Origin of the sequence: Siminovitchia fortis (assembly GCF_007681465.1) — a bacterium.
GTDB lineage: Bacteria > Bacillota > Bacilli > Bacillales > Bacillaceae_C > Siminovitchia > Siminovitchia fortis.
Genome location: NZ_VEKZ01000043.1, coordinates 1 through 13,076 on the forward strand (window position 1 = coordinate 1; position 13,076 = coordinate 13,076).

The following is a 13,076-nucleotide window of genomic DNA, read 5'->3' on the forward strand; positions in this document are numbered from 1 at the left end:
TATTATACTTGATTTCACTAGCTTTCGGATGGTTTTTAGATAAATTTAGTCACGGATTAAGGGGTATTATTAAAAATCCTACATAATGTTATCTTGGGATTAGGTAACCCTTTTTTTAGCAGAAAGCCTCTTATTTGTCTAATATTAGCCATTAATTAAAACTTATAATAGAGTTAATATAATCCTCTACTTCTTCCCATGTCATAAAAATCCGTACAATATCTTCTTCAATTAGTTGAGATCCCGTTTGCACTTCAATAAACTCCAAATCAGTATTTGCCTTTATTCCGTGTTCTGATTCAACAGGAATAACTAGAACGTCACCAGGCTTCACAGATTTAATTTTTCCATTAAAAGCAAATTCCCCTTCACCTCTTATAATTGTCCATACCTCGCTTCGAGCATAATGTTTCTGATAGCTTATGTTATGTCCGGCTTTAACAACAATTTTTTTCGTTAGGACTTCATTTCCTTCTTCAAATATTGTATGATCAAGAACTTTATACCAGCCCCAACGTCGTTCCTCATACATTGGACGCTGGTCAAATCCCTTTTGTATCTCTTTTATTTTTGGACTTTCGGCTTTATCAGCTACTAGAATTCCATCGGGACTTGCTACTACAACTGCATCTTTGATACCCAATACAGTTACCGGGATATCTAACTCATTTACCAAATGAGTATTAGTAGAACTATCACTTATAATTCCTTTTCCTATCTTATTGGTACCCATTTCTTCTGTTAAAGTTTCCCAGGTGCCAAGATCTTTCCAATCCCCTCTAAATGGAAATACAACTATATTTTTTTCTTTTTCTACCACCGCATAGTCGAAACTTACTTTCTCTAAAGTATGATAATTCTTTACTAATTCTTTATATTGAATTGGTAAACCTTTGTTTGTTAATAAGGACATTATATATTCCAACTTAAAGGCAAAAACGCCGCAATTCCAAAAAGCATTTTGTTTTATTAACTTCCTTGCTTCTTCATTAGATGGTTTTTCTTTAAAATAATCAACCACAATAAAATTGTGTTTTTGGTTATATTTTGGAACTATATAGCCGTAATTTTCCGATGGGTATGTAGGACTCACACCCATTAATGCAAGATTAGCATTCGAGGTATTTAATGCTTCCTCTAACTTTTTTATTTTCTTAAAAAAACTTATATCCACATAAGGATCTACCGGAAGAACTGTAACTACTTCGTTTTGATTAACACCTTTTACGGAATAAAGATAAGAAGCAGCCAATGCAATGGCCGGAAATGTATCACGTCGCTCGGGCTCAATAATTAATGGAACATCATTTCCTAATTGATTATGAATAATGTCTACTTGTGATTTACTAGTGGCTATTACAGTTGACTTGGTCAACTGCAATTCCTCCAATTGACCCCAAACTCTTTGAACCATTGACTCAAGATAATTATTGCTGTTTAGAACTTTTAAAAACTGCTTGGACCTGGAATCATTTGATAATGGCCAAAGACGTTTACCTGATCCACCGGATAATAAAATCAACTCCATTATTACTCCTCCAATTGTATAAAATCAATCATTATAGCATTAAACTATTATAAAGAACATTTATCACTTAGCTCTCATAAGTGTTTGTATGTTTTTAGCAGAAGTGATAATATTATTTCTTTTTATAAATAAATACAATAAATAGGCCACTGCGTATAATAAAACAGTAAACCAAGAATTGATAAACCATCCTGTTAATATAAATATTAATGTCATTAATATTTCACATATTAAATCTTTATGTATAGAAATATTTAATACTTTTGACAAATAGATTTCTGATATAATACATTTGAATACAACTATTACAACAATAGAGACTACAGCTAAGTCTAAATTTTTTAATACGATACAAGTAAGTAATGTTAAGAAAAGAGCAAAAATAAGGCTAAGTAAATTTATATTTAACATTAATTTTTCTTTTCTTAAGGCTTTCAAATAAGTATTAATTAGAAGAGCAAGTTTTCCCTCAAAAATACACATTGGAAACAAAAGTGCCATATAGATTAGGCTATCAGAATACTGGGGTAACCATTTCACTAACATAGTTTTTAAAGGATAATACAATAATAGTGTGCCTAAAAGCACTACCATTAAAGGGTCTCTTATTGTTATATATATATATGGCAATCTATCTTTGTTAGCTCTCCTTAATACTGGAAACAGAATGACTCCCAATGCATTAATAAACAACATCATAAGGTTTGCTACACTTAACGTAAGTGATACTTTCCCAAAAGTTGAAACACTCCACGAACGTTCTATACCAAACCTTACAATTCCGATATTCATCATGCTTGCTATATTTGCAAACATTAATTTCATACCTACATTTATATTTGCCATAGTTTCTCTATAACTAAAATAATAACCCTTAATATTTCTAAAAACCATATCCTTACAACAATACATACCAAATATTAAGGAAATAAATTTCCCGACCAAATCAGCCAATATTAGCCATTTATAATTTTTAATATCGATTAAAAGAACTAATACTATTAGAAAGCAGTATATAATTCTATCCAACATGATGATCTGGGCAAACTCTTTGATTCTATTTGTGCCTTGTAAAATGTAAATTAACATGAATCTTACATTTACTATTATCATCCCAAATGCAATCATTTGAAAGATAAATTTTTTATTTATATCCGTGGTGAATAGTATTGACAAAACTATCATAAAAAATGCTAATATGGCTTGGAAAATAAGTAACATATAAAATTGAGAGAAAAATAAATTCTTATCTAGTGCTGAATACTTTTTTCCTCCGTACCTTAAATAAATTCCATCATTCCAACCAAAATGTAAAAATCCTACATAAGATGAATAGAATAAATATACTTGCCAATACCCATATTCTTTTATCCCTACTAGTTTTGGGACAATTAATATGACTAACATTGAAATTAATAATGATACAAAATTTGATGTAAGTGTATAAGAAAAATTTTTAATAAACTTAATAGCGTACCTATTCAAGCTGAAAACCTCAACTATTCGGATTTAATGGTAAATTCTTAACTTGACACATGTTAAGCTGAGTTGTGAATTTTTCACAGAATCTTTTATCTAAATTCGTACTGCTACCACTTAAGAAAAATTAATCAATAGCGAAAACTATCGAGCCATTGTATTCCTATGAAAATGTCTATTTATTGTTATGAGGCTATCCCCTTTTCGTGTATTAGGGATTCGAATTGTGACTGCTCATTACGATTGGTTCTCTTTGTTTACCAATCTGTCAAAATAAAGTCCGATAAGAATACCCAAAAATGTGTTTATCCAAAATATAGTTTCTCGATATTGCCACATAAAAAAAGACATTACGATTACAACTCCAAAAATACAAAGTAATATTTCATAGGTAAATGTACCTTTTATCCTAACTCTATAATAAAACTTACTAAATAAAAATCCGAAAATTAAAACGACAGATATTCCTCCTAAATAGGTAAAGTCCTGAATCAACTCTCGTATATAAGATCCAACATTTGTGTATATAGGGATATAATATGCCTCTTGATACCTCTGGTATTCTAAATTTGCACCAAGTTTATTAAATAAGTTAATAAGTGGCCCCATGGTGTTTATTCCAAAATTATAGGTTGGTTCCAATAAGTAAGCATTCAAAACCCCAGGTGGTATAGTAAAATAAGTGTATATTTTATAAAACGCCGGATTTATACCTACTAACTTCACCATTAATGGACTCATAAAAGCATCGGGAGTAACCCATGAGCTTCTATTATTTGTCAGCTTAATAAAAACCATCAAAATAATAGATATTAAAGTAACTACCCCCAACTTTTGTTTCGGTGTAATTTTGGTTTTAGAGGTTTTGGGTTTATTGCTCATTAATGATGGCAGAAGAATATAAAGTAAACCCAAAATTATATCTAACCGTCCACCACTTGGCAACACATTTAGAATTAGCAACGTTATAGGGACGAACAGAAATAACCTTAATCCATATCTATTTATGTAAATACCTGATAAAATAACAGCAATATGAATTAGAGTTCCTATGTATGGGATTAACTCAAAATTCCTGTTATTCGTTAACCTGTCATGATAAATTTGATTAGTTAATTCTAAAATATTGGTTCCATAATTCCCGATTAAAATTAATAAATTAGGAATTATTCCTACAGCTGATATTAATGATAAAGTTAATATTATCCTTCTTAGCTTTTCTTTAATTTTCTTAGAATCGGATTTAATAGGATATCCTTGTTTATAGTTTCTCTTATAAAAATCTGACCTTGTTTGTCCTAATATGCAACCAATAGTATATGATAATTGAAATGTTATTATAACGAACCATGTAGTAAGTGTTAAATCATAATAATAGACTAACTTTAATTCATAACCAACAAGCATAATTACCCAAATAATGCTGTATATACTAATCGGATTTATTCTCTTATTAAAGAGACTTTTACTGAAAAAATATATAATAATATTCAATAAAATATATATAAAGATCATATTAAATGTCCTTTTTTCTGCGAAAATTATTTATTATAGAAATAAGCCAAGTTTCTCCAAGTGTTAAGAAAAAAAAGATTTTTGTTAAACTTAATTTGATGCCGTGTAAATTATGATATTTTTTTAAATATAATAATTTACTGTCTAACAACAACTTCCTTCGCTTAACAATTGATTTGTAACTTTTTGTTATTGATACAGAGTGATTGTGAATGTAACTCTGATTTAATAGCAATACACTCTTAAAATTGTGCTTTTTCATTTTTTGTGCTAAGACTTGCTCCTCATAATATAAAAAAAACTCTTCGTCATACATACCGTATTTAATCATTATTTTAGCATCTAACATTAACATCGACCCTTGTACAACATCAACATACGCTTTTTTCTTGTTTGAAAATTCCTTATAATCATACCTTATTTCTAAACCAGCTAACCTGCTTAAAATCATACTAGCACTTATTATCTCTTCTTTTAACTTAGGTAATTTCCAAGCAATGACTTTTTGTCTTCTTCCGTTAGGCTTTAATGGTACCGCTGCAGAAATTGCACATTTTTTGTCCTCTTGTAGAATTTTCCTCAATTCAATAACACATTCATTAGAAAAGGCCACATCTGGGTTTGCTATCAAAATGTAATCTGCATTTAATTGTTCATAAGAATATCTGATACCTAAGTTGTTTCCATAGCCATACCCACCATTATATTCGGCTAATAGCACATGTATTCTATTGGATTTAAATTTTTTAATGACTTCATAGGAATTATCTGTTGATAAGTTATCAACTATAACTATATAATCCAAATCACGATGATTTTTAATCTGCCTTAATAAAGTTAAGGTTGTCTCACTGTCATTATAGTTTAATATTATGCAACAAGTCGACATAGCCCCTCCTAATATTTATCTATATCTGAGTTTTCTTTATAACATTCACAAATTAGCTTTTTAACTATATTATCCCACGAGTAGTTAGTCGTAATATGATGGTGCAGTTTGTTACCCATTTTAACAAGTTCATCTCTCGATACTTCTTCAGAAATATATTTGATTTTTTTATAAATTTGATTTGCATCCGACTCAACTAAAAAGCTATTCTCATTTTCAATAACATACTCCGTTAAAGCCCCGATATTTGTACATAATAATGGCTTTTTAAACTCTGCAGCCGTAAACACTACCCCACTCATACTCGCGTGACGGTATGGCAGCACAACGATGTCAGACCTCTTGAAGAGATAGCTAAATAAATCGCTTTCTATGTAAGAGTTTAAATAGATTATATTATTACATTCTTGAATCTTCGCCTCTAGGTCATCTAGCTCTTTATATCCAGGCTGTTTTTTTCCTGCTACAATTAATAGGTTGTTACTATTAGAGAAATGATCTAACCAAATATTTATTAGGCTATCAACTCCCTTGTTATAAAACATAATACCAGCAAAAAGAAACACTTTATCGTATCCATTTACCTTTTTAATTATGGTTTCATCAACCTTCTTAAGATCATATTCAGTGATTTGGTTTAAATATCTTCCATGCCTTTGAATTTTCACCTTATGTTCAAACTCGTTGAAAAAAGAAATAAATTCTTCCTTGATTCCAACACCATGCAATAATATCAAATCCACTTGGCTATAAATTCTTCTCAAATCATTGATATAATTTGATCCATTTACATGTGGAATCACATTATGAGCAGTGTACACAACTCTATTACAATGCTTCTTTATTATTTTTAAAAATAACTTGTCGACTTTATAAAGTAGCAACCACTGAATATGAACTACATCATAGTGATTAGTTTTAAGTTCTTTGATAATCCTAAAATAAGCTAAAATATACTTTAAACCTTTTATTAACTTGATTAGTTTCCCGCCTTTATTGTTTTTATAAAACGTTGGGAACAATTTGAAGTTTGCACTTCCCATTGTATATTGATTTGTACCAAAAACCGTTAAATCTGTATAGTTTGATAAGGATTTAACTAACCCTGTAAAGTATGAATTTTCATCACTACCCCATGGGTCAATTAACATAACTTTAAGCATTAAATTCCCCCAGTTTTATCCGTTATAGCATCATAAAATATTTGTTCCCATTTGTCTTTAATATAGACATTATTAAACTCACCAGTATTTGACTTTAAGTAGGAATTTTTGGTGAGCCTTTCTAATTCACCTCTATTATTATTTAAGTAAATTAATTTTTCATATAAAAAATCCACCATACTGTCATCTATATAATCAGAATAGATAGTTTTCTCTCTATTGTTCCATACATATTCGTTAGGTAAATTATCATAATTAAAAAATCTAAATTTGGGGCTGGTTAGATAACCATTGATACCATCCTGTACCATTTCAGGTATTGCATATAGATCAGATGAAATTATTGCGTTTCCTGATTTCATCGCTTCAAGTACTACTAAAGAAAAACTATCTTGTCTTGTAGGATTTAGCAAAATGCAAGATGCATTGTAAATTTCCTTTAACTGATCATTATCATAATTAAAGTCGGATATTTCTATGTTTCTGTTTTGCATTATTTCCTTCTTTAACCCATCATCTAAAGTTTTCACTTGGGTTATAACCTTTAGTTTAATATTATTTACTCCATCTCTTTCCAATTGTTTAAAACAAGTTAAGATATCTTTTCCGCCTTTAAGATTGAAATTCGAAGAAATATATAAGCACTGAATGTCCTTCTTATAACATTTTAATTTAATATTTTTCTCAGATGTTAAATAATTATTTTCTACCAAGGGATAAACTTGTTCAACACTTATTCTTCCTGGAATTTTATAAAATAACGGTAATGTCTCATAGCACGCTTTCGACAAACAAATAATTGTTTTTAGATTTGGATCCATCAAAAACCTTCTTAACTTAACCTTACCTAAAAATGTTTTATTCCTTCCGGTTGAATAATGCACAAGAGCCAAAGGGTTTTCCAAATATATCACATATTTCTTATTTGATTTTAAAAACTTATTATAACTAAACAAAATATCAGCATTAACATCCCGGACTCTAACCCTTTTTATTAGTCCAAAATGGTCTAAGAGTTTTGACTTTAATATTTTAGAAAGGAATAATTTCATCCTTGAATTGGTTTCATAAAACACTTCACTATTATATATAAAATTAATGTTATTAATCTTACTCCTAAACAAATTGTATAAAAAACCTCTTGACTTAGTTGCTATAAATACTTTTTTCATAATTTTTTCCTTTTCATCCTTTATTCACCTAAAACAATATAAAGCAAAGGTTAGTTCATCTTAATTTTAATATAGTAACCAGTACCCAATAAATCACTAAGTAACTTGATTTAATGAGGGATAATCCTTCAATCTTTCGGTACACCCTCCAATGGTATCCTACTAGGCTAAATTTATTACTAGATATTGCATTACCTCGAATCCGATGGCTGCCAAGTGGTTCCTCAATTCCAAAAAGGTATCTTTCTTTTTTTATTATCTGGAGCCACATCACATAATCATTTCTTTTTTTGATATTGGGAATCTTAAACTTCCCTAGTACTCCGGCATTATAAATAACGGTGGAATTTCCTGGACAAGTCTTTAAAATCGAATTATAGTCAGACCTTTTGTTTGATTTAATTGTTTTATTTAAGTAATTTCCTTGTTCATCAATTTTTGTGTAGCTAGTACAAGTAAAGTTATACCCGTTTTTTTCCATAAAATTAATCTGCTTAAATAATTTTTCAGGAAACCAAATATCATCACTATCCAGAAATGCTATATATTTACCTTTAGCAAGATCAATAGCTTTATTTCTTGCAACAGCAGCACCAGAATTTTCATCTAATTTATGATATCTAACCCGAGAGTCTTGTGAAATATATCTTCTCACTATCTCTTCAGTATTGTCAGTAGAACAATCATCTATCACCAAAAGTTCCCAATTCGGGTATGTCTGACCTATAACTGACTCAATAGCCAAACCAATAAACTCACCGCTATTGTACGCAGGCATTATAATTGATACTAAATCATTCGTTTTTTTTAACTGTAATGTCACTACTTCCATTCTCCATTTCTGTTATGCGGATTGTCTCCCTGAAATCTTTGATTTGATACTTTTCTTTATAGAAGCTCATATTCCGATCATAAAATAAATTACCAAACACCTTATTGACAATCCCAACTCTGTTCCTCAACATATAAAGCAGAGGATTAAAAAATTTCACCAGCTTAACTTTTTTACCATGCATCTCAGCAATTATTTTAACCATCTCACTTGTTTTGACATATTCGTCATTTTGCGGAAAATACAAACCCTTTTCTTCATTATCTATAAGTAGCTTAATGAATTCACAAAGATTATCAATATGTAACATACTTCGTTGATTTTCAAAATCCGGGAATATAGGTAGAACCTTTGCTGCTTTTGCCAATTTAGGGTAATTCCCTTTAGATTCTTTTCCATATATCATGGGCGGTCTGAGAATGGCTACTTTAAGTGTTGAGTCATTGAGAGATTCTATCCCTTTTTCTGCTTCCAACTTACTTTTTCCGTAAAAGTTGCTGGGATTTGGTTTTGTATTCTTATCGATCATTCCGTCATTATCTATGTTTTCACCATACACAATGATACTGCTTAAAAATATGAATTGCTTTACACCTTCGGTCTTGGCTTTTTCAGCTACCTCTATCGTTAAATCACGGTTCACTTTATAATATTTTTCTTCCATTTTGGGATCTGTGGAAACGTGAGCAATCCCAGCAACGTGGACGATGACATCATAGGATAAAAAGCTTTTTTTATCCCAGGATTGATCTCTCAGACTAATATAGTCAACTTGATATTTCTCGGGATATTGCTGCAGCCATTTACCCAAACTATTACCTACATAACTATTCTTCCCTGTGATTAATACCTTCTTCACCGTGATGCGGTCTCCTTATTATAGGCTGCTTTTTCCTTATCCATTACTCCGGTTCCACCTTCAACGACCCCGTCACTTTTAACAACACTCACAATTGTTCCGAAAAAGCACTTGATGTCCATCCAAACTCCCATTTTTTCAACGTATTCGCCATCCAGTTTTGCTTTTATTTCAATAGGTAATTCATCTCTGCCTTTAATTTGTGCCCATCCCGTAAGACCGGGCGGAATATCATTTGCTTCATACTTATCCCGTTCTTCAATTAAATCATATTGATTCCACAATGCAGGACGGGGACCAATGATACTCATTTCCCCGACAAAAATATTCCAAATTTGCGGAAGTTCATCCAGCGACGTTTTTCTTAGGAATTTCCCCACCTTGGTTATATATTGATCAGGTTTTTCCAAAAGGTGTGTCGGCGTGTCCTTTGGTGTATCAATTCTCATCGTTCTGAACTTTAATATATTGAAGTGAGTCTTATGTATACCAACTCGTTTTTGTTTGAACAATATTGGCCCTTTTGAATCTAGTTTTATTGCAATGATCAATAGCAAAAAAATCGGTGATAAAATGATTAAACCAATAAAAGAAAGAATGATATCTATCAATCTCTTTATTTTCAAATACATACCGTTATACTCCTTAATGTTGGTGTTAGTAATTTAGTACTTGATAGGATATTCATGTTGCTTCCACTCAACTACTAATTTACCAAATCATATAATAAAATACCTCCGCTCATATCGGTAAGGTTTACTATATGAACAGAGGACTTGTAATTTATTTCACAAGTTTTTCTTTAGCCATGATTACCTTGAGATAAGCAAGCAGTTCTTCTCTTAAATCATCATGTTGCAGCGCCATTTCTATTGTCGTTGTAATGAAGCCCAATTTTTCGCCTACATCATATCTTCTACCCTCAAAATCATAAGCAAATACATTTTGGATTTGATTCAACTGCTGGATCGCATCCGTTAACTGGATTTCACCGCCAGCACCTATTTCCTGTTTGTCTAAGAATGTGAATATTTCCGGGGTCAATACGTACCTACCCATGATTGCCAAGTTGGAAGGGGCTGTCCCCATTTTCGGCTTTTCCACAAACTGTTTGACTTGGTAGCGGCGGCCCATTTTTTCAATCGGGTCGACGATTCCGTAACGATCCGTTTCGTTATCCGCGACTTGCTGCACGCCCACTACAGAGCATTGTGTTTCTTCATATTGATTGATCAATTGTTTTAGGCCAGGCGTCTCAGCTTGTACAATGTCATCTCCTAAAAGGACTGCAAAAGGTTCATTACCAATAAATTTTCTTGCACACCAAACTGCATGACCGAGACCTTTTGGATCTTTTTGACGGATGTAGTGAATGTCAACATTGGATGAGTCCTTTACCTTCTCTAATAATTCGTATTTCTCTTTTTTAACTAGATTATCTTCCAGCTCAAAGTTATGATCAAAATGGTCTTCAATCGCTCGCTTTCCTTTTCCGGTCACAATGATGATGTCTTCGATACCGGATGCAATTGCTTCTTCTACTATGTATTGAATCGTTGGTTTATCTACAATTGGAAGCATTTCTTTTGGCATCGCCTTTGTTGCCGGCAAGAATCTCGTTCCCAATCCCGCCGCCGGGATGATCGCCTTTTTTACTTTCTTCAATGAGAAGACCTCCAATTCTTATTTAGCGAGCTGTACGACTCGTTCTGGTTTTCTGTTTGCCACTTCCACAATCATTTCTTTCACCTGATCTAAAGGCGCTTGCTTCAACGTGTCGATGAAATTGTATAATTCTGAAGCGTCAAGCGGCTCCGCCTTCCCAATATGAATCTTCGGGAAAACCTGCTCCTTTTGAACTTCATTTTCATTTAAAAGTTCCTCATACATTTTTTCTCCTGGCCTGATTCCGGTATATTTGATTCCAATTTCTTCTTCTGTGAAACCAGAGAGGGTAATGAGGTTTTTCGCCAAATCCGATATTTTCACCGGCTCCCCCATATCTAGTACAAAGACTTCCCCACCTCGGGCAAGTGTTCCAGCTTGGATAACTAGTCTGGATGCTTCCGGGATTGTCATGAAATAGCGCGTCATATCCGGATGGGTAACCGTGACCGGTCCTCCAGCTGCAATCTGCTTTTTAAACAGCGGAATAACACTTCCACGGCTGCCAAGCACATTTCCAAAACGAACTGCAACAAACTTCGTCGCACTTTGCTTGGCCATGTTTTGAACAATCATCTCAGCTATTCGCTTTGTTGCTCCCATTACATTTGGGGGATTGACGGCCTTATCCGTAGAGACAAGGACAAAAGTGTCTACAGCAAAAGCATCTGCTGCTTCCGCGACATTTTTCGTTCCAAAGACATTGTTTTTAACAGCTTCTCTTGGATTGGCTTCCATAAGCGGGACATGCTTATGCGCTGCCGCATGATATACTACACTCGGTCTGTATTGTCCCATGACCTCCATGATCTTTTCATGGTCCTGCACATCCGCGATAACCGGAAAGATACCGATATGATCACCGTACTCCTGGCGAAGTTCCATATCAATGTTATAAATGCTGTATTCCCCATGGCCAAGAAGGATGATCTCTTTCGGAGTGAATTTGCAAATTTGCCGGCATATTTCCGAGCCAATGGATCCGCCCGCCCCTGTAACAAGCACTGTCTCTCCTGTAATGGATTCCGAAATGCTGCTGATGTCCAACTCCACGGGTTCGCGACCAAGCAAATCTTCTACCTCCACATTACGGAGCGCACTAACTTCAATTTTGCCTGTCATGACATCTTCCAATAACGGCATGATTTTTATTTCCACTTCTGTCTTTGCGCAAATCTCATAGATGCGGCGTACCTCTTTTTTAGAGAGCGAAGGGATGGCAATGATGATGTTTTTGATTCTTTTTTCCTTTACGATCCTTGGTATGTCTGTGACTGTGCCGCATACCTTGATTCCATACATTTCCAACATGTATTTTCTTGGGTCATCGTCTACAAATGCGACCGGGTTCAACTCCACATCGTTGTTATGCAATAATTGCCTGGCAACTGTCGTTCCTCCCGCACCTGCACCGACAATTAGCGTCCTTTTTTTCTCATTTCTCGGTTTTATGTAACGGTCCCGGTACATTCTCCAGGAAAAGCGCGATCCGCCAATTAAAAGCATATGTAACATCCAAGTTAGAAAAAGAACGCGGATATGTATATTGCCGGCTCCAACTAATTGGGCAACTGCCGCTGTTACGATTGAGAAAGTGACTGCCTTGGTAATCGTGACTAATTCTCCTACACTCGCATATTCCCATGCCTTATGGTACAAACGGTAACGGAAAGCAAAAATATGATGGCTGATCAGCAGGATAAGCGAGCTAACAAATAATAACTTAGAACTGTAAAAACTCGAATACGGATGCAGAATGAAGTAACCGACATAGATTGAAAATAAAACGATGACGGAATCTAGCAGCATCAACAGCGGTACACGCTTTTGATAGGTCAACAAGAATCCCTTCTTTTCTTTAAGATTTTAAGAGAATGAAAACAAATTACTTGCTCAATATTTCACATGTTTTTTTCTTAATTAAGATTATAAGATTAGTCTTAAGAAACTTACAAAATAAATGTCTAATGAAAA

At 33.1% G+C, this 13,076-nt stretch carries 11 protein-coding genes; all 11 read right to left on the minus strand.

Annotated elements, in window-relative coordinates:
* Nucleotides 1-151: 151 nt before the first annotated feature.
* Nucleotides 152-1,528 (minus strand): sugar phosphate nucleotidyltransferase, encoded by a 1,377-nt coding sequence (locus FS666_RS13345; protein ID WP_144462571.1) that lies wholly within the window; start codon nt 1,526-1,528, stop codon nt 152-154.
* Nucleotides 1,529-1,591: 63 nt separating this feature from the next.
* Nucleotides 1,592-3,013, minus strand: coding sequence for a lipopolysaccharide biosynthesis protein (locus FS666_RS13350; protein WP_144462569.1), 1,422 nt, complete (start codon nt 3,011-3,013; stop codon nt 1,592-1,594).
* A 231-nt stretch (nt 3,014-3,244) separates the two neighbouring features.
* Nucleotides 3,245-4,522, minus strand: coding sequence for an O-antigen polymerase (locus tag FS666_RS13355; protein WP_144462567.1), 1,278 nt, complete (start codon nt 4,520-4,522; stop codon nt 3,245-3,247).
* Between the two features lies 1 nt (nt 4,523).
* Nucleotides 4,524-5,411: a glycosyltransferase gene (locus tag FS666_RS13360; RefSeq protein ID WP_144462565.1), complete on the minus strand. Its 888-nt coding sequence runs from the start codon at nt 5,409-5,411 to the stop codon at nt 4,524-4,526.
* Nucleotides 5,412-5,419: 8 nt separating this feature from the next.
* Entirely contained in the window at nt 5,420-6,574 is a 1,155-nt protein-coding gene (locus FS666_RS13365) for a glycosyltransferase family 4 protein (protein WP_144462563.1), read from the minus strand.
* On the minus strand, nt 6,574-7,746 hold the full coding sequence (locus tag FS666_RS13370) for a glycosyltransferase family 4 protein (protein WP_144462561.1): 1,173 nt from the start codon (nt 7,744-7,746) through the stop codon (nt 6,574-6,576). Before FS666_RS13370 ends, FS666_RS13365 begins: the two co-directional genes overlap by 1 nt.
* A 55-nt stretch (nt 7,747-7,801) precedes the next feature.
* Nucleotides 7,802-8,569, minus strand: coding sequence for a glycosyltransferase family 2 protein (locus FS666_RS13375; protein ID WP_244943914.1), 768 nt, complete (start codon nt 8,567-8,569; stop codon nt 7,802-7,804).
* Nucleotides 8,541-9,437, minus strand: coding sequence for an NAD-dependent epimerase/dehydratase family protein (locus FS666_RS13380; RefSeq protein ID WP_144462557.1), 897 nt, complete (start codon nt 9,435-9,437; stop codon nt 8,541-8,543). The genes FS666_RS13375 and FS666_RS13380 overlap by 29 nt, the downstream gene beginning before the upstream one ends.
* On the minus strand, nt 9,434-10,069 hold the full coding sequence (locus FS666_RS13385) for a sugar transferase (protein WP_144462555.1): 636 nt from the start codon (nt 10,067-10,069) through the stop codon (nt 9,434-9,436). Before FS666_RS13385 ends, FS666_RS13380 begins: the two co-directional genes overlap by 4 nt.
* A gap of 151 nt (nt 10,070-10,220) precedes the next feature.
* Nucleotides 10,221-11,102: a UTP--glucose-1-phosphate uridylyltransferase GalU gene (gene galU / locus FS666_RS13390; RefSeq protein ID WP_144462553.1), complete on the minus strand. Its 882-nt coding sequence runs from the start codon at nt 11,100-11,102 to the stop codon at nt 10,221-10,223.
* Between the two features lie 18 nt (nt 11,103-11,120).
* The gene (locus tag FS666_RS13395) at nt 11,121-12,941 is read right to left on the minus strand and encodes a polysaccharide biosynthesis protein (protein ID WP_144462551.1); all 1,821 of its coding nucleotides are present in this window, start codon (nt 12,939-12,941) and stop codon (nt 11,121-11,123) included.
* Nucleotides 12,942-13,076: the final 135 nt, after the last annotated feature.